Source organism: Niallia yueguangensis, assembly GCF_052663115.1.
This window is the reverse complement of record NZ_JBQTCX010000032.1, coordinates 1-17,674: the sequence shown is the minus strand read 5'-3', so window position 1 is coordinate 17,674 and position 17,674 is coordinate 1. Positions and strand designations below refer to the sequence as shown.

The following is a 17,674-nucleotide window of genomic DNA, read 5'->3' as shown; positions in this document are numbered from 1 at the left end:
AAATCACCACATTTCATAAATGGATGAAAGGTAAAAAGAATAAGATAATAAGGAAGTGTTCAATAGTGGACAATGAAGCTTTTATGGTTTAATTTCGGAAAAGCACTACTTTTCTTTTAAAAAATGTATCTTCAAATACAGTATAAATTATTAGTCATGGGATAAGTCTTCTTTTAATATGATGAAACTATAGGAGGTGAAGGGATGGCAGTTGTAAAAGCATCAAGCGCGGATATTGATTTATTAGCAAGACTTCTTCGAGCGGAAGCTGAAGGAGAAGGAGTACAAGGAATGCTAATGGTTGGCAATGTAGGAATTAATCGACTGAGGGCAAATTGTTCTGATTTTAAAGGACTTCGAACTGTACCACAAATGGTTTATCAGCCCCATGCATTTGAAGCAACACTTAAGGGATACTTTTATCAGCGAGCAAGAGAAACTGAAAAAAGATTAGCAAGACGTGTGGTTAATGGGGAACGATTATGGCCATCAAAATATAGTTTATGGTATTTTCGGCCACCTGGAGATTGTCCTCCCACATGGTACAATCAGCCACATGTAGGCAGATTTAAACTGCATTGTTTTTATGAACCGACAGCAGAAACATGTCAAAATGTTTATAATACATTTTAAACAATAGAAACCCTCAAAAAAGACGGATTAATGATCTGTCTTTTTTGCATGTGGATTCGGGCTGCTGGTTTAAAAGCAACAATTCACACCGCCTTAATTATGTTAGAGTCTTCCATTACTATCGTTCGATTTGAGAAAAAAAGAAGCTGATGGTATATTTTAAACTATTAAATAGTAAAAATAGGTAGAGGAGTTAATAAAATGTCATTAGCAAATGTAAAAATTCATTTAACCGTGTTTCCTGCATACAATTCAGCAATTGAATTATCAAATGAAGAGCTGTATATAATGGGAAATGCAAAAGGCTGGGTAGATGTTTGTAAAGGTTGGGAACATGAATGAAAGAAATACAGGAGCAATTAAATAAAATAGAAGAAGATTATCAAGTGAAAATTTTATATGCATGTGAATCAGGAAGCAGATCATGGGGTTTTCCTTCTGCAGATAGTGATTTTGACGTGCGATTTATTTATATGCATAAAAAAGAATGGTACTTATCATTAGATAAAAATAGAGATGTAATTGAATTGCCTATCAAAGAGAAATTAGATATATATGGATGGGAGTTAACAAAGACATTACGGTTGTTTCGTCAATCAAATCCGTCCTTATTTGAATGGATGCAATCCAATATTGTATACACAAAATCAGACTTTTTTATTGAAAAAATAAAAAGTATAAAACAAACTGCGTTTAATCCTCGTGCTTGTTTTTATCATTATTTACATATGGCAAAAAATAATTTTCGCGATAATTTACAGAAGGAAGAAATAAATATAAAAAAATATTTTTATGTGTTGCGACCTATTTTGGCTTGCTGTTGGATTGAAAGGTTTCAAACAATGCCTTCAAATGATTTCAAATTTTTATTAAATGAACTTATTCCAAACGGTGTGTTAAAAAATAAAATAGGACAACTTTTACAAGAAAAATTAAGTGGGGGTGAAAGGCAGATAGAACCACACATACCAATAATTCATCAATACGTAGAAAGAGAATTAGAACGTTTGGAGAATGTATCACCAACTATTAATCGAGGACCAATAAATGAAAGGGAAATCACCATATTTCTTGATGATTTTTTTAGAGAAATATTAAATAAATATTCTGTTTAGAATAGCGACAATATAGGGGGAACAGAATAGTTGTCTTTCTTAAAAAAAGGCCAAAGTTTTTTAAAGTAAGGCTGTTTTCGTATAAAATGTTGCTTTTAAACTCGCAGCCTGAATACACTTCGCTTTCCGTGGGCGAGCGTCGAGCCTCTCCTGTGGGGTCTCGTCTTTCTCGCATTCCCACAGGAGTCTACGTGTATTCATTCTGCTGAGTACCTCTTCTCCCATTTTTTTAAGTAAAAAACAACAAACTTTGAGAAAACAGCCTAAAGTAAAGAACTTCGGCTTTTTTATTAGACCTGTTTAAAAAATTATCTTCTTTCAAGAAAGACCTTATTTCTTACTCATGATGGTAACTAACTCATCGTATAAAAGTTGTAATCCTTGCTCACTCAATTCTATTTTTCCATTTGCCAAGGTTAAAGGATCATTAATATGCTCACCAGTAACCATACAATGTGAATCTCTTTTATACTTTTGAAGCACAATTTTATCCTCGTCTGTAAAAATTTCCAATGGATCGTCATAATTAATATTAAGTGTTTTTCTTAATTCCTTTGGGACAACTATTCTGCCAAGCTTATCTGTTTTTCTTACAATTCCAGTACTTTTCATCATTATCTTCCTTTCTCTTAAAAATGTTGTTCAAAAAGTTAGGGAAACAAGCTTACGAATTTCTGCGTCATTTTTTGCTTTTATTACCTTACGTATCTGAGGATTTTTAACTAAAACGATTATATCTTTGAAGCTTCCTTTCCTTGAACTTCTCGGCTTTTTTGTACTTATGCTTGAACATACACTTAAAGTGATAATAGTAGGAAAAGATAAATGGAAGCAATCAAGAAGAGAGAATAGATTTTTATAAATATATTCTCATTCAATAGTTGAGGTTCCTTCTATTTTATCTTAATAATAACAAATAATTCTAAAAATTGGAATTAACACATAGTAGAAAACCCTATCTTTTTTATGAAGAAAGGAAAAGAAGAGTTAACTTGAGTTTCCATATGCTAGTTTATCTTTTTTTGCTGGTATAGTGTTTACTGGATGATGCTGCAGTATATTAAAGTTTATTTATAGGAAAAAGGATATCAAAAAAAAACACTATCTTTACTTTAAAGATAGTGTTTTGATAGTTGATAGATTTATTGAATATGGCGATAAACCCCGATAACTTTTCCTAGGATAATAACATTTTGTAAAATGATTGGTTCCATTGTGCTGTTTTCCGGCTGTAGTCGAATGGAGTTTTTTTCTTTAAAAAAACGTTTTACCGTTGCTTCGTCATCTTCCGTCATTGCTACAACAATATCCCCATTGTTAGCGGCGCTCTGTTGTCTTACAATGACATAATCTCCATCTAAAATTCCTGCGTCAATCATACTCTCCCCCATTATTTCAAGCATAAATACTTGTTCATCACTTGGAGCGAGTCTTTCTGGTAAAGGGAAATATTCTTCCACATTTTCAATAGCGGTTATTGGCAATCCTGCAGTAACTTTTCCGACAACAGGGACATTAATAATATTATACTTTGGCACAGTACTTTCTTCTATATCTAGTATCTCAATTGCACGTGGTTTAGTAGGATCTCTCCGAATTAATCCTTTGTCTTCTAACCTAGCCAAATGACCATGGACTGTTGAACTAGATGCAAGTCCAACTGCTTCTGCGATTTCTCTTACAGAAGGAGGATATCCTTTTAAACGAACTTCATTCTTAATGTAATCTAATATATCTAGTTGCCTTTTAGATAATTTTTGCATGATACGCACCTCTAGTTTATTTTCTTAAGGTAATTATAGCATGTATTACCATTCGACACAAACATAAGTTCTTATTTTTTAGTTGACACGAAACGTTTGTTCGCATATAATAAAATCCATAGATGCGAACATATATTCTGAAAAAGGGTGACGTAAAATGATGAAAAAATTGTGGACAAAATATTCATACTCTATTATTCTAGTGATTTGTAGTTTTGTTACATGTTTCGTTGTCGTATTAAGTACTGGTCATTATGATAAAGATCAATATATAAGTATTACGGTAGAAAAAGGAGATTCTGTTTGGCAGCTGTCTAAACAATATGAAGGAAAGTATCAAATGTCAAAAAATGAATTTATTAAATGGGTAGAAAAACAAAATAATCTTTCTGCCAATCATCTTGCAGCTGGAGAAAAGATTAAGATTCCTGTTCGAATGGAAGATGAAAATATTAAATTAGCATCAGAGTAAGGCGAGTAATGAAGAGCGAGTGTTTCTCGACAGACGGGGTAAGATAAATTTTAATTAACAATGGTGGTATAGATGAATGCAATTATTTATTGTAGAGTAAGTACTGATAAAAAAGAACAAGTAACTTCTCTTAAAAGGCAGGAGGAAGAGTTGTTGCAGCTCGCGCATGAAAACAACTTTACGATTGCACATATCATTAAAGAACAAGCAAGTGGATATGATTTAGAACGTGATGGTATATTAGAATTATTATCATATATAAAAGATAAAAATATTTCCGCTTGTTTGATTCAAGATGAAACAAGGCTGGGAAGAGGAAATGCTAAGATAGCCATTTTACATTGTATATTAAGAGAAAACGTAAAGCTTTACAGCATTTCGCATTCAGGTGAGTTAGTATTATCAGATGCTGATTCGATGGTTCTTCAGATAGTCAGTTTAGTGGAAGAATATCAAAGGAAAATTCACAATATTAAAATAAAAAGAGGGATGAAAAAGGCAGTAGAAAATGGCTTTAAACCAGAACAAAATCTTAAGAACTTAGGTGTAAATGCAGGAAGAAGCCGAATAGAATGCCCAGTTGAAGAAATCGTAAAATTAAAAGAGAATGGTTTAACTTTTGCTGAAATTGCCTCTACTTTGCGTGGATTTGGATATTCCATTTCAAAAGCAACTGTCCATAGAAGGTATCAAGAATATTGTGAACAGTCAGGTAATTACAAAGAATAGTCGATTTGCATAATAGATTAATATTATAACAAGAAAGCCGGCAAACGTATGATTTTGTCGGCTTTCTTTTGGATCAATTATTCAAATGTCAATTTTGTAGGAGGAATCAACGTTTTTTCCATACCTAAGGCAATCTCAAGGTCAATTGCGTGTTCTTGTTCAGTAACGACAATATCCCTGATTTTTTGGGCAGAATCATACATTCCAAGTGCTTCAAGCTGGTGAATTCGTTGTAAATATCTGCGGATCGCGTCGTATTCTCCTTGTAAATCTTGACGAAGCATTTCTTCATTATCCATAGAAGTGCCGATCGGTGCTACTTGTGTAGTTGGAATTCCTCCTAGATATTGAATAAGTTCGCTCAGAACGATGGCATGACCAAATTCATCTTTAGAATGTTCTTCTAATTCTTCAGCAACCGCAAAATAAGCAGCACCTTTTAGCATACTTGCATGTTGTGCATATTGAATGCCTGCAGCATATTCCCATGCTAAATCAAGATTAAGACCATGAACTATTTGTTCAATTGCTTGTTGATTATTCAATGTATTGTCCATCCTTTCTACTACAATTCAATTCAATTTATTCAATATGGGCAAAATTGACACAATAAAATCAAAAAATCTTAATAAAATGATAAATAAATATACATATGTTATAATGTTATTTTGATAAAGCCAACTCATTTTAGCTTTTATAGTTAAAATGAAGTCTTACTAGAAAAAACTTTTAGATTAATGGGAAAAACTTATCACACATACTAAGTCACGGAGAGATCCACAGCAATTCTTCCGGATTTTTTGGTCAAATATTAAAAATAATGTAGTAAAGGAGAATATAATGATATCAAATGATAAATTAGCACGCATAAACGAGCTGGCAAAAAAGAAAAAAGAAATTGGTTTAACCGAACAAGAAGCAAAAGAACAGACTAAACTACGTGCTGAATATTTAAAAACGTTTCGCTCGAGCATGTTAAATACATTACAGAATGTAACAATTTATGATCCTAATGGTGAAGATGTAACACCACAAAAATTAAAAGAACAACGAAATAAAAAGAATTTACATTAAATAATACGATAAATATTTATCGACGCAGTATGTGCTACTGCATACAGACAAGATTTTTTGTATGCTAAAAGGATACTTTTACATGCCCTCTTTTTCATCTAATTTTTATGAATTTTATTTTTATTCATTCAATTAGTTGTTTTATGACTCGTTGGCATTTAATATATTATTGTAATGATTTTTTATGAGAGGATGTTTTACATGACAGTAAGTATTGATAATTTATCGATTAATTCGATTCGAACTTTATCAATTGATAGTATCGAAAAAGCGAATTCTGGTCATCCAGGTATGCCAATGGGAGCGGCACCGATGGCTTATTCATTATGGACTTCTATTATGAACCATAATCCAAAAAATCCAAAATGGTTTAATCGTGACCGCTTTGTTTTATCTGCAGGGCATGGATCTGCTTTATTATATAGCTTGTTGCATTTATCAGGTTACGATTTATCTATTGATGATTTAAAACAATTCCGTCAATGGGGCAGTAAAACGCCTGGTCACCCTGAGTTTGGACATACTGCTGGAGTCGATGCAACGACAGGTCCACTTGGGCAAGGAATTGCGATGGCAGTAGGTATGGCATTAGCAGAACGTCACTTAGCTGCAGTTTATAACAAAGACTCATATAATGTTGTAGATCATTTTACATACAGTATTTGTGGAGACGGAGACTTAATGGAAGGGGTTTCCGCAGAAGCTGCTTCATTAGCTGGACATTTAAAGCTTGGTCGACTTGTAGTGATGTATGATTCAAATGATATTTCTTTAGATGGAGATTTAGATAAATCATTTTCTGAAAGTGTAGAGCAACGCTTTAAATCTTACGGATGGCAATATATTCGTGTTGAAGATGGAAATGATGTTTCTGCTTTAACAACTGCACTAGAGGAAGCGAAACAAGATGAAAACAGACCAACGTTAATTGAAGTAAAAACAGTTATTGGCTATGGTTCTCCTAACAAATCCGGTAAGTCAGCATCTCACGGATCACCACTAGGTGCAGACGAAATAAAATTAACAAAAGAAACATATAAATGGACATTTGAAGAAGATTTTTATGTTCCAGAGGAAGTATATGCAAATTTCAAACAAAAAATTGCAGATGCTGGTGCAAAAAAAGAGCAAGAATGGGAAGCGTTATTTGCCAAATATGAAGCAGAGTATCCTGAACTTGCAAAACAATTTAAAGTGGCTATTTCTGATAGTCTTCCAGAAGGATGGGATCAAGATATTCCAGTATATGAAGAAGGAAGCAGCTTAGCTAGTCGTGCTTCTTCTGGTGAAGCATTAAATGGAATTGCGAAAAATCTACCTTCTCTAATTGGCGGATCTGCTGACTTAGCAGGAAGCAATAATACGATGATTAAAGGGGATAAAGATTTAACTCCTGAAAACTTTGACGGTCGTAATATTTGGTTTGGTGTTCGTGAATTCGCAATGGGAGCAGCATTAAATGGTGTTGCATTGCATGGTGGATTAAAAATCTTTGGCGGTACATTCTTCGTATTCTCTGATTACTTAAAACCTGCTATTCGTCTTGCTGCGATTATGGGATTGCCTGTAACATACGTATTTACACATGATAGTATTGCGGTAGGAGAAGATGGACCTACACATGAGCCTGTTGAACAATTGGCAGCATTACGTGCACTTCCAAACTTGTCTGTTATTCGTCCAGCTGATGGAAATGAAACAGCGGCTGCATGGAAACTAGCAGTTGAGTCAACAAATAAACCAACGGCTCTTGTATTAACAAGACAAAACTTACCAACAATAAAAGGTACTAATGAAAATGCATATGAAGGTGTGTCAAAAGGGGCATATGTTATTTCACCATCTGCTCAAGAAACACCAGATGCGCTTTTAGTAGCAGCTGGATCTGAAGTTGGTTTAGCTGTTCAAGCACAAAAAGTATTGGAAGCTGAAGGAATTCATACGTCTGTTGTAAGTATGCCATCATGGGATCGTTTTGAACAACAATCAGATGAGTACAAAAACAGTGTGCTTCCGAAAACTGTTAAAAAACGTTTGGCGCTTGAAATGGGAAGTTCGCTTGGATGGCATAAATATGCTGGAGATGAAGGCGATGTATTAGGAATTGATACATTTGGAGCATCTGCACCAGGAAACAAAATTATGGAAGAGTATGGCTTTTCCGTTGATAATGTCGTAGCACGTTTAAAAGCTGTATTAACAAAATAAGATTATTAACGGATGTCCGATTATAATCTAAAAATAAAAAAAGAGCGGATAATAATCTTGCTCTTTTTTTTAATTGGAAAATAAATGCAATCTGCTCCGAGAATAGTTGATGATCAGTCTTCTTTTTAAAGAAAAAGGCTGTTTTCTAAAAGTTTGTTGTTTTTGAATAAAATAAAAAACATGGCTAAAGCACTGAGCAGGCTGAATACACGAAGACTCCTGCGGGTAAAGCGAGAAAGACGAGACGCCACAGGAGCATAGCGACGAGGAGGCTCGGCACTCGTCCGCGGAAAGCGAAGTGTATTCAGGCTGCAGGTTAAATAACAACAACCTATAAGAAAAGAGCGAAGAAAAAATGATAAAAACGCGAAAGAATGAACCTTTTCGACAAAACTAGTCTGTTTTTTTTACACCTTGAGACACAACCTGTATTTGTAACTTTTTATAATAATATAAAGACGTAAAATATAGGTAGGTGGAGAGCTTGTATGAGAAAATATGAATTGTATTTAATAGAAGAAAGCATTGCAGTACATTATAATGGAAAAGAAAGAATGTTTTACAATTTATTTTTTGAACATACTAACGCAAAAGACAAAAAATTAAAAAAAATTCTTCAAAAGCAGATCGATTTTATCACTCTTCCGATTCCAGTTTTGAAACTACAACAGTTACTATTTAGTGAATTACAAACAAAAAGATTTTTTCAACAAAAAAACGATGCATTATATATTGAAAATGGAAATTTAAGTAATGCTGCTTTATCCATCAATAGTCGTTGTCTAATTATTGAGGCAGAAGGGTATTATGATGCTGAGTCTGTTTTTTTCGAAATAATTCGTAAAAATGAACCGTCTTTTTTAGCCATTGATATGGAAAATGCTAGATATGGATGGCTAAAGCCGATAAAAGAAAGAAATTTTGTTTGAAAAAGAGAATTTACAGTACAAATATTGTATAATATTATCTGGTCTAGTACACTAAGTGGTAGACAACAAGAAGGAGGAAAAAAAATGACTACTTGGCTTTGGATTGTGATAATTGTCGTGGCGTTGCTTGCTGGTATCGCTATTGGATTTTTTATCGCTCGTAAATATATGATGAGCTATTTAAAGAAAAATCCACCAATTAATGAGCAAATGTTAAAGATGATGATGATGCAAATGGGAATGAAACCATCCCAAAAGAAAATTAATCAAATGATGTCTGCGATGAATAAACAGACAAAATAATCTTGGACAAGCAAGTCCTTGATACATAAGGTTTTTACAGCATATGTTACTGTTTGTTTATAATCTAAAACATCATTTTACTTAACGATAGAGTGTAACTTTCATCAAAGATTTTCTTTGATTTTGGTTAATCTTTCATCAAACTAATTCAAAACCGCCTATTCTGTTGGAAACTAAACCAATGGGAAGGTGGTTTTTGTGTTATTTGAAGATGTGTTGGAAGAATATATGTATCATTGCCGAGCAAAAGGGTTCACAGATAAGACAATCAAGAATAAAAATCAAGAGTATAAACAGTTGAAAGAATTTTTAACTAAAAAAAGAGGAATTGCTGAATTAGAAAATATCACTACACATGATTTAAAAGCATATATGAGAGTAAAGCAAAAAGATGGACTCCAACCTCAAAGTATAGTGTCAATGTTAAAAATGATTAAAGCGTTCTTTTCATGGTGTGAGAAGGAAGAATATCTAAAAGAGAACATAGCAAAAAAGTAGAAATGCCGAAACTACCTAAGAAAATTCTAAAGGGGTTCACCGTAAAAGAGGTTCAATTGATGATTGACAGTTTCTCTTATAAAAACTACTTTGAGGATTCTAGCAGATTTAGAGATAAGAGTAAAAGCTTTAGAAACGCAATAAGAATAGGAGTGTAATAATGAATGTAGATGCACAAGTTGTTATTAATTTATTATCGAAGCAAATTGCGAACATGAGTGTAGAGTTAGCAATTAAAGAAGCACAAATAGCAGAATTAAATAAATCAAAACAGGCTGCTGAATAAGGCATCTTTTTTATTGGAAAGGAGTTATTTAATGGCAAAATATCCTTATAGAAAATTAGGAACACAATTTGACAGAGTTAGAAATGATCTGAATGAAAATATGATTGATATAGAAAGCGATATGAAGGAACAGAAAAGTCGTGTAGATAATATAATTCGTAACAACCCACAACCAAGTGAAGTAGTAGACAGTCGTGTAGATGCTGATGGCTATGAACATGCAATTTTGAAGGATAGATTGGACTCAGACTACAATAATCATAGAGTATCAGTTTATAGACACAAAAGAGGGTCTTCTACTTTTACTAACAGTCGAAAATCCTAAAACCAATGAACGATATATCTATAGCTACCCAGATATTTTGAAGTTTGAAATGAACACTAATATAGGTCCTGGTTTTGAAAAAATGGAACCTTGTTGGTTTAGATAGGACAGAAGACTTTGAATTTGAACCTGAAGAGAGTAGGAAAAAAATAACCTATAGGATTATTTTTAAGGATCCTAAATAATCTTTTGCTGGTGTATAGGACAATATGGGGACATAACTAAATATCAATTTTAAGAGGATTCTCACACAGGTGGGAGTCCTTTTTTAATACAAAAAACTTCATAGAAATAAACAATAAAGGAAAGATGATTTATTTAGCGAATAAAAAACTTGTTTTAATAATAGATACTTTATACTAATTTCCTTTTTTGGGAATATTTATGTTCGTTATTTTTTATTTATAAGATATAGTTGGATATGATGTCAAAGACCTAAGAAACTTGCAAGTAATCTTTAAATCTTGGACATACTGATACTATTTATCTGAAAAGAAGAACGAATCAAACCACCTAGGAGTGAATCATATCAATATTAAAGCGACAGACTTGCTTCAAGTAAATCCTTATATGTTGCGACAATGGGATCTTCAACAATAGGTGAAGATGAATTATGAATGCCACCAATTAATGCTGCTGATCCTTTTCCTAGTGGTGTGTATCGAATGGTTAGGCGGAGAGTAGCGTCGCATGGCTGAAAAACTAAAAATAAGATAAACAAAATGATAATAGTACTAAGTGAATAAGAAAGAGAGTAGAGAATGAAAAAGAGATTTACAGAAGATAAAGTAAAAACAGCGTATAAAAATTCAGGTAAAATATTGTTATGTATATTAACTTTCGGATTATTAATTTCATCAGGATTAACACAAGTATTTGCAGAAGATTCTTACCGCCCGCAGTATCATCTGACCCCTCAAACAGAGTGGATGGGTGATATTCAAAGACCAATCTACATCAACGGAGTTCATCATCTTTATTATCTTTATAATGAAGACTACTCTTGGGATGGAATTGGGACAGAATGGGCGCATGCTACTTCAACTGATCTAGTGCATTGGAAAAGACAACCTGTTGCGATGCATAAATATGATGGCAATCCAGCAGGTGATCCATGGGCAGGATCTGCAGTAATTGACACAAATAATACAGCAGGCTTTGGAGCAGGGGCTATTGTTGCGTTAGTTACAATGCCTGGTCAAACAACTCATCTTTGGTACAGCCTAGATGAAGGTAATTCATTTAGTTATTACGGTCTTGTACAGCATAACCCTACAGGTAATGCAGATTTTCGTGACCCTAAAGTTATTTGGCATGAGCCAACTAAAAAATGGGTAATCCTCATGGCAGAAAATGATAAGATTAGATTTTATACCTCAACAAATTTAAAAGACTGGACATATGCTTCTTCATTTGTAAGACAAGATATAGGAATCATTGAATGTCCTGATTTGTTTGAAATCAATGTAGACGATAATCCTAACCATAGAAAATGGGTATTAATGACAGGTGCGAATGGCTTTAATTATGGGCATACAAGTGGCTCTGCTTACTTTATTGGTGATTTTGATGGTACATCTTTTATTAAAGATGAAGGAACTGATGTTCAATGGTTAGATCATGGCACAGATTGTTACACAGGAGTAACTTGGGAAACCCCATTCGCAAACAAAAACTTTCGGTATTACATTGCGTGGATGACTAACTGGGAATACACAAGAAAGCTTCCTTATGATGGCTATATTGGTAATACAACTATTGTAAGAGAACTTAGATTAAAAAATACCACTGATGGATTGAAATTATTTCAAACTCCCGTTTGGGGTATACGTGATAATTTTGATGATAAGTCTTTCTGGGGTGATCAAGTTATTACAAGTCAACAACCAAAAATATTAGATGGAGTAACTTCTTATTCAATCGAGTCTTCTTTTCACATAGATGACCTGACAAATGGTCTCTTTGGTATTTCTGTACGAGACGGAAATGGTGCGCATACTGATATCACATATGATCCAGAAACTAATGAACTTGTATTTAATCGTTCTCAGAGTGGACTAATTATAGATGATCCGCATTTTATTGAACCAAGAATTGTGAAAAATGTATTCCCTTTAAACGGTAAAATTAAACTTGACATTTTTGTAGATAGAAGTACAGTTGAAATTTTTGTTAATGATGGAGCTTATGTATTAAGCAATTTAATATTTCCGCAGCTAAGTTCGGATGAATTGAGAATATGGACAAATGATACGGTTCATTTAGATTACTTTAAAGTGAAAACAGTTAATGAATCATTAATTGAATAGACATTTTTTGTTTTCATAAGCACTTCTTAATGAGGTGCTTTTTTAGTTTTAATTTACAAATGAGTGGTCTAACTCCACCGTCTTTAGACGGTATAAGCTTTTAGCCTTTCACTTCTGTGTCCATACTAAATGTGAGGTGAAAGTATGGACGGGTATCGAAAAAATAGCCATGCAGTATATGATATAAAGTTTCATGTAATATTGGTGACAAAGTATAGAAATAAGGTATTACAGGGGGCTATAGCAGTAAGAGTAAGGGAATTAATAAGGCAGGGATGTGAAGCGAGAGGAATTACAATCTTGCAAGGAAGTGTTGGAAAAGATCACATCCACTTGTTGTTATCATGTCCACCGAGCATTGCCCCAAGTAAAATCATGCAGTACCTAAAAGGGAGATCATCAAGGCTTCTTCAAGATCAATTCCCAGAGTTAAAAAAGAAATATTGGGGTCAACACTTATGGGCAAGGAGCTATTTTTGTGCCACAATTGGAACAGTGGATGAAGAAACGATAAGAAATTATATTGCCAACCAGTTCAATGAAGAAAAGAACGATATATTTAGGATTGAAGAATGAGTTTAGTCTCATTTAGTTGGCTTTAGCTTAGGATCTTTTAGAAGACTTCAGTCTTAGTTAGCGACTTTAGTCGTCGACATTTATGTCCAAATTCACCTGCTTTAGCAGGTGGTCGTTTAAGAGGATGTTCAATAAGTCATCAAATGATAAGCTACGAATCTCTTCGTTGACTAGCTTTTCCGCTACTCGCGTATCCTAAATAAAGGGATCTTCAACTAAAAACGCTCATGTCCTGTGAGCAACGTTGAAGTCACCACATCCTGTGGAAGTCAGTTGCTCAAAGCTACGCCGCCTCGACCTTCTTGCTTCTAATTTGTTACCTTTTTGAACACAAACTTTAACTTTTATCAAAAGAATCCGAAACCACTTTTTCTATTGGAAACGAAACCAAGGAAGGGTGGTTTTCTTGTGTCAATGTTCAATATATTAACGTTAAATATTTATATAAATTAGCAAGGAAGCTTTCTTTCATAATTAGTTAGGTATTTGAAGAGAATAAAAGAAAGTAAATGCAACAAACGTCTTACCATTTTTAGACTATTGATAGGAAATTTTGATTAACAAAATAAAAAGAATGTGAAAACGGGGGAATTCAAAAAGATGGCTTTACTAACCTTTTTTGAATTTTAAGAAGCAGTCGTTCTATTGTTATGATTTTGAAGGTGATTGATTTTTTTGTGGAAAATTAAACAAGTTTATTTCGTTGGATAAGAAAGATAAGTTTTTCTGAAGTCTGACGAGTGTCTAGCTCCAACGCCCTTCCGCTTTTTTTATTTTTTCATGATATTTGTTTAAAAGTCGATCAAGCTCTTGGCTACAAGTAATAGCATTATAGGATGAAAAACCATGTTTCATCGCAATCTCTACTAGTTCGACCCTCTTTTGTTCAATTAGGTAAAGTAATTGCTGTTTTGACATGGTTGTTATCCTTTCCAGCGTGAGCAGATGTTTATTAATAGTTTTTTGTTATTAAATAAAGTATACTAAGACTTCTACATAAAGAGTATAGTTTAAAAGTTGTGTAAAAAGTGTAGTTAGTTAAATAGTCTAACAATTAATTTGACCTATATTACTTGTGATCATTTCAATACACTTCTATTTAATTTTTTGAATATTTATTACGTATTTTTTGTATTTATACAGCATTACTTTGTAAGTGTGCGATTACGATGTAATTTATTATAACTACATTTGGAATTAAATGCAAAAAATATGTTGTCTACATAATTATATGTAAATATCATATATTGAGTAGTAAGAAAGATGGTGCAAGGGGGATATCATGACGGATATAAATGTGTTTTTAGCAGTGGGAGCAGGTTTTTTAAGTTTTATTTCACCATGCTGCCTGCCTCTTTATCCTGCTTTTTTATCATATATTACTGGAATGTCAATTGGAGAGCTTAAGCACGAAAAGATCTTGCTGCAAAGAAATAGTTTACTGCATACAATATTTTTTTTATTTGGATTCTCTATTATTTTTATCGCCCTTGGATACAGTTCTTCGATTATTGGCCAATTATTTTACGAATATCGAGAGCTAATTAGAAGAATAGGCAGCATAATTATTGTATTATTTGGTTTATTAATTATGGGGATTTTTCACCCATCCTTTTTAATGAAAGAACATCGCTATATATTTAAAAATCGTCCTACTGGATTAATTGGCTCTATCTTTATTGGGATGAGTTTTGCAGCCGGTTGGACTCCATGTACCGGTCCTATCTTAGGAGCAGTATTGTCTCTAGCAGGGATGAATCCTAGTGCTAGTTTATACTATATGGGAGCTTATATTGTCGGTTTTTCCATTCCGTTTTTATTGCTTTCCTTTTTTATCGGAAGTATAAAATCAGTTCAACAACATAGTCTCTTTTTTATGAAACTAGGAGGAGTATTGATGATAGTGGTAGGAGTTATTTTATTCTTTAATGGAATGAAGCGAATTACATCGATTTTGAACCCGCTTTTTCGAGGGTTTACGGGCTTTTAATTTTTGATTAAACTGTAAATAATAGGTTGTATTTCACATAAAAGAATAATAGAATAAATAATAGAACTGAAATAACATTCCAAAATAGTTAATAATGCACTATTTATATAGTAAAATAGTAAAAAGGAATTAGTTTGAACTTCCGTGGTATGTTGAGGGGGAAATAACGATGGCAAGAATATTAATTGTGGATGATGCAAAATTTATGAGAATGACTCTCTCTAATATTTTAACAAAAGCTAATTATGAAGTAGTTGGTGAAGGAGAGAATGGGAAAGAAGCAATCCGTTTGTATCGTGAGTTGGATCCTGATATAGTCACAATGGATATTACAATGCCTGAGATGAGTGGGTTGGAAGCAGTAAAGGAAATACGAAAAGAGTTTTCCGATGCAAAGGTAATCATGTGTTCTGCGATGGGACAGCAAAAAATGGTCGTTGAAGCAATCGAGGCGGGAGCAAAAGATTTTATTGTTAAACCATTCGATGAAAATAGAGTAATTGATGCAATAAACAGGGTGTTAAGGTAATCAACATTTAAGGGTATGATTGAACTAAATCATATTCTTTTTATTTTTTTATATAATAAAAAATGGTATACTTATCATTCATTAGTGATTCGTTGATTAACCTGATCATCAAGTTAAAAAGAAATAGAAAGTGTACAAGAAAAAGGGGATTAAATATGTCATCAGCTATTCTTTCGTCAGTGATTGCTGTTTTTATGGGATTATTTTTTATGTTCATTCGTATGAAAGCAGCCAAAAAACCGGTATCAGCAAAAAAAATAATATTACCCCCTATTTTTATGAGTACCGGGGCTTTGATGTTCTTATTTCCTTATTTTACAGTTTCAGGGAAAGAAGTCATAGAAGCAATGATAATAGGAATGTTATTTTCTCTTCTATTAATCAAAACATCGAATTTTGAAATTAAAGATAAAGATATTTATTTAAAAAAATCACGTGCATTTGTGTTTATTTTATTTGGGTTGCTAGCAATAAGGATTATTGCAAAAATAAGCTTAAGCAGCTCCATTGATGTTGGCCAGTTAAGTGGGATGTTTTGGATTTTAGCTTTTAGTATGATTGTACCGTGGAGAATTAGCATGTATCTACAGTATCGGAAACTATACAAGCAGTTAAATTAACATAAAATATTAAGGGAAGGCTATATGGTATAACTATAATGCCATATAGCTTCAATTCTTTTTTAGATAAATAATCCCATTTTTCAAAAGATTGGTAATGGAATTAAGTAACTTCATTTAATAAAACCTTTAGCAAATCCCTCTTATTTTTTCATTAATATTTTTCTACATAAATAGTAGTAGGTATCTTCCTTCATATAAAAGAAAGAATGCATTGAAACACTGTTATTTCAAAGTCTCATTTCCATATCTAGTAGTGAGTGAAAACTTATGCTAGTTTCTTCATTTTTATCCTGTCTTTTTCTTCACGTCCGCTCTATATAAAGGGTGAGAGGAGGTGAAAGACATGGCACAAGCAATGTTTAATGAATCAATGCTTAAATTAGTTTTTCAGAATGGTGTAAAAGAAAATGGTGAAGCAAATCTTGTTTCCAAATCATTTCGTAATGTGAAAGAAACTGCTACCCCAGATGAAATGATGCAAGTGGTTGATGCGATCGCTTCCATTGTAGCATTACCTCTTTATTCTGCTGTTAAAAATGCAAGCTTCGATGTAATAAAATAAGGCTGTTTTCTCAAAGTTTGTTGTTTTATACGTAAAAAAATGAGAGAAGAAATACTCAGCAGACTGAATACACGTAGACTCCTGTGGGAATGCGAGAAAGACGAGACCCCGCAGGAGTGTATGCGACGAGGAGGCTCGACGCTCGCTCAACGGACGAAGTGTATTCAGGCTGCGAGTTTAAAAGCAACATTCTATACGAAAACAGCCTAAAAAAATAAAATAGTAAAGGAGGATTTTTGGATGGCAAAGACATTAGAATTGACTTTTTTAACAGGAAACGGGAAAACATCGAAAATCTCTTTAGATGGACCAGTTGAACCAATTAATACAGAGCAAGTATTATCTGCCATGCAAACAATTATTGCAGCTAATATCTTTGCAAATGAAAACGGCGAACTTGTCGCAGCAAAAGGTATACGATTACTGGAACGTAATGTAACAGACTATGAAATCTAATATCATATAGAATGATAGAATTATGCTCCATTTTATTTCTATCATCCTCTTTAAAGGAGAGTGGCGACATTGAATGACATGATATCATTTATAAGTCAAGTTGGATTTCCGATCGTGGTAAGTTTTTCCTTATTAAATCGGATTGAAGCAAAGCTTGATATAATGATTCAATCCATTCAAAGCTTATCTCGTTATAACGAAGAATAATCATTTTTTACTAGTTTGCTTTTAAATACACCCTTTAGATGAAAAGAAGTACGTTGATAAAATCTGCCATTCCATGGAATGGCAGAT

At 33.2% G+C, this 17,674-nt stretch carries 23 protein-coding genes and 1 pseudogene; 20 read left to right on the top strand and 4 right to left on the bottom strand.

All coding sequences use genetic code 11. From position 1 onward, the window contains the following. Window positions 1-204 precede the first annotated feature (204 nt). The 3 genes and pseudogenes from ACTYA4_RS20465 to ACTYA4_RS20455 all read left to right on the top strand — a co-directional run bounded on the left by ACTYA4_RS20465 (window position 205) and on the right by ACTYA4_RS20455 (window position 1,748). Entirely contained in the window at window positions 205-633 is a 429-nt protein-coding gene (locus ACTYA4_RS20465) for a cell wall hydrolase (protein ID WP_443481693.1), read from the top strand. 225 nt (window positions 634-858) lie between these two features. Then, a pseudogene (locus ACTYA4_RS20460) lies at window positions 859-975 on the top strand (YbaK/EbsC family protein); the annotation flags it as partial. Beyond that, window positions 972-1,748 carry a nucleotidyltransferase domain-containing protein gene (locus ACTYA4_RS20455; RefSeq protein WP_443481694.1) on the top strand — a complete coding sequence of 259 codons (777 nt, stop codon included), beginning with the start codon at window positions 972-974 and terminating at the stop codon, window positions 1,746-1,748. The pseudogene ACTYA4_RS20460 and the gene ACTYA4_RS20455, both read left to right, overlap by 4 nt. Before the next feature lie 330 nt (window positions 1,749-2,078). Here the strand turns inward: ACTYA4_RS20455 and ACTYA4_RS20450 are convergent, their stop codons facing one another. After that, window positions 2,079-2,360: an AbrB/MazE/SpoVT family DNA-binding domain-containing protein gene (locus tag ACTYA4_RS20450; protein ID WP_443481727.1), complete on the bottom strand. Its 282-nt coding sequence runs from the start codon at window positions 2,358-2,360 to the stop codon at window positions 2,079-2,081. 530 nt (window positions 2,361-2,890) lie between these two features. Further along, window positions 2,891-3,511: a transcriptional repressor LexA gene (gene lexA / locus ACTYA4_RS20445; RefSeq protein ID WP_443481695.1), complete on the bottom strand. Its 621-nt coding sequence runs from the start codon at window positions 3,509-3,511 to the stop codon at window positions 2,891-2,893. 157 nt (window positions 3,512-3,668) lie between these two features. Here lexA and yneA point away from each other — a divergent pair, with 157 nt between their 5' ends. Together yneA and ACTYA4_RS20435 are read left to right on the top strand one after the other, a co-directional pair. Then, on the top strand, window positions 3,669-3,983 hold the full coding sequence (gene yneA, locus ACTYA4_RS20440) for a cell division suppressor protein YneA (protein ID WP_443481696.1): 315 nt from the start codon (window positions 3,669-3,671) through the stop codon (window positions 3,981-3,983). A 72-nt stretch (window positions 3,984-4,055) separates the two neighbouring features. Beyond that, window positions 4,056-4,712: a YneB family resolvase-like protein gene (locus ACTYA4_RS20435; protein ID WP_443481697.1), complete on the top strand. Its 657-nt coding sequence runs from the start codon at window positions 4,056-4,058 to the stop codon at window positions 4,710-4,712. Between the two features lie 77 nt (window positions 4,713-4,789). On the opposite strand, the gene ACTYA4_RS20430 is transcribed toward ACTYA4_RS20435, so the two are convergent. Then, window positions 4,790-5,257, bottom strand: a complete 468-nt coding sequence (locus ACTYA4_RS20430) for a ferritin-like domain-containing protein (RefSeq protein ID WP_443481698.1) — start codon at window positions 5,255-5,257, stop codon at window positions 4,790-4,792. A gap of 295 nt (window positions 5,258-5,552) precedes the next feature. Between ACTYA4_RS20430 and ACTYA4_RS20425 the strand changes: the two genes are divergently transcribed. From ACTYA4_RS20425 to tnpA, 9 genes are all read left to right on the top strand, one after another. After that, window positions 5,553-5,786: a DUF896 domain-containing protein gene (locus ACTYA4_RS20425; protein WP_443481699.1), complete on the top strand. Its 234-nt coding sequence runs from the start codon at window positions 5,553-5,555 to the stop codon at window positions 5,784-5,786. Between the two features lie 201 nt (window positions 5,787-5,987). Continuing rightward, window positions 5,988-7,994, top strand: a complete 2,007-nt coding sequence (gene tkt, locus ACTYA4_RS20420; protein ID WP_443481700.1) for a transketolase — start codon at window positions 5,988-5,990, stop codon at window positions 7,992-7,994. Between the two features lie 488 nt (window positions 7,995-8,482). Continuing rightward, window positions 8,483-8,923: a sporulation inhibitor of replication protein SirA gene (sirA, locus tag ACTYA4_RS20415; RefSeq protein WP_443481701.1), complete on the top strand. Its 441-nt coding sequence runs from the start codon at window positions 8,483-8,485 to the stop codon at window positions 8,921-8,923. Window positions 8,924-9,007: 84 nt separating this feature from the next. Beyond that, a complete protein-coding gene (locus tag ACTYA4_RS20410) occupies window positions 9,008-9,226 on the top strand; it encodes a YneF family protein (protein ID WP_443481702.1) in 219 nt (72 codons plus the stop codon). 198 nt (window positions 9,227-9,424) lie between these two features. Further along, window positions 9,425-9,724 (top strand): phage integrase SAM-like domain-containing protein, encoded by a 300-nt coding sequence (locus tag ACTYA4_RS20405; RefSeq protein ID WP_443481703.1) that lies wholly within the window; start codon window positions 9,425-9,427, stop codon window positions 9,722-9,724. A 160-nt stretch (window positions 9,725-9,884) separates the two neighbouring features. Next, window positions 9,885-10,010, top strand: coding sequence for a hypothetical protein (locus tag ACTYA4_RS20400; protein WP_443481704.1), 126 nt, complete (start codon window positions 9,885-9,887; stop codon window positions 10,008-10,010). Window positions 10,011-10,041: 31 nt separating this feature from the next. Further along, entirely contained in the window at window positions 10,042-10,335 is a 294-nt protein-coding gene (locus tag ACTYA4_RS20395) for a hypothetical protein (protein ID WP_443481705.1), read from the top strand. Window positions 10,336-11,096: 761 nt separating this feature from the next. Next, window positions 11,097-12,644 carry a glycoside hydrolase family 32 protein gene (locus ACTYA4_RS20390; protein WP_443481706.1) on the top strand — a complete coding sequence of 516 codons (1,548 nt, stop codon included), beginning with the start codon at window positions 11,097-11,099 and terminating at the stop codon, window positions 12,642-12,644. Window positions 12,645-12,788: 144 nt separating this feature from the next. Continuing rightward, complete coding sequence (gene tnpA, locus ACTYA4_RS20385; protein WP_443481707.1) at window positions 12,789-13,220, top strand: IS200/IS605 family transposase; 432 nt, start codon at window positions 12,789-12,791, stop codon at window positions 13,218-13,220. Window positions 13,221-13,964: 744 nt separating this feature from the next. On the opposite strand, the gene ACTYA4_RS20380 is transcribed toward tnpA, so the two are convergent. Further along, complete coding sequence (locus tag ACTYA4_RS20380) at window positions 13,965-14,138, bottom strand: Spo0E family sporulation regulatory protein-aspartic acid phosphatase (RefSeq protein WP_443481708.1); 174 nt, start codon at window positions 14,136-14,138, stop codon at window positions 13,965-13,967. A gap of 364 nt (window positions 14,139-14,502) precedes the next feature. On the opposite strand from ACTYA4_RS20380, the gene ACTYA4_RS20375 reads away from it, so the two are divergent. The 6 genes from ACTYA4_RS20375 to ACTYA4_RS20350 all read left to right on the top strand — a co-directional run bounded on the left by ACTYA4_RS20375 (window position 14,503) and on the right by ACTYA4_RS20350 (window position 17,587). Next, the gene (locus ACTYA4_RS20375) at window positions 14,503-15,210 is read left to right on the top strand and encodes a cytochrome c biogenesis CcdA family protein (RefSeq protein WP_443481709.1); all 708 of its coding nucleotides are present in this window, start codon (window positions 14,503-14,505) and stop codon (window positions 15,208-15,210) included. Window positions 15,211-15,379: 169 nt separating this feature from the next. Next, window positions 15,380-15,739: a response regulator gene (locus ACTYA4_RS20370; protein ID WP_443481710.1), complete on the top strand. Its 360-nt coding sequence runs from the start codon at window positions 15,380-15,382 to the stop codon at window positions 15,737-15,739. A gap of 155 nt (window positions 15,740-15,894) precedes the next feature. Beyond that, a complete protein-coding gene (locus ACTYA4_RS20365; RefSeq protein ID WP_443481711.1) occupies window positions 15,895-16,359 on the top strand; it encodes a CcdC family protein in 465 nt (154 codons plus the stop codon). A gap of 346 nt (window positions 16,360-16,705) precedes the next feature. Further along, window positions 16,706-16,924 (top strand): DUF1659 domain-containing protein, encoded by a 219-nt coding sequence (locus ACTYA4_RS20360; RefSeq protein WP_443481712.1) that lies wholly within the window; start codon window positions 16,706-16,708, stop codon window positions 16,922-16,924. A gap of 240 nt (window positions 16,925-17,164) precedes the next feature. Continuing rightward, a complete protein-coding gene (locus ACTYA4_RS20355; protein WP_443481713.1) occupies window positions 17,165-17,380 on the top strand; it encodes a DUF2922 domain-containing protein in 216 nt (71 codons plus the stop codon). Window positions 17,381-17,458: 78 nt separating this feature from the next. Continuing rightward, window positions 17,459-17,587, top strand: a complete 129-nt coding sequence (locus ACTYA4_RS20350; RefSeq protein ID WP_443481728.1) for a YvrJ family protein — start codon at window positions 17,459-17,461, stop codon at window positions 17,585-17,587. Window positions 17,588-17,674: the final 87 nt, after the last annotated feature.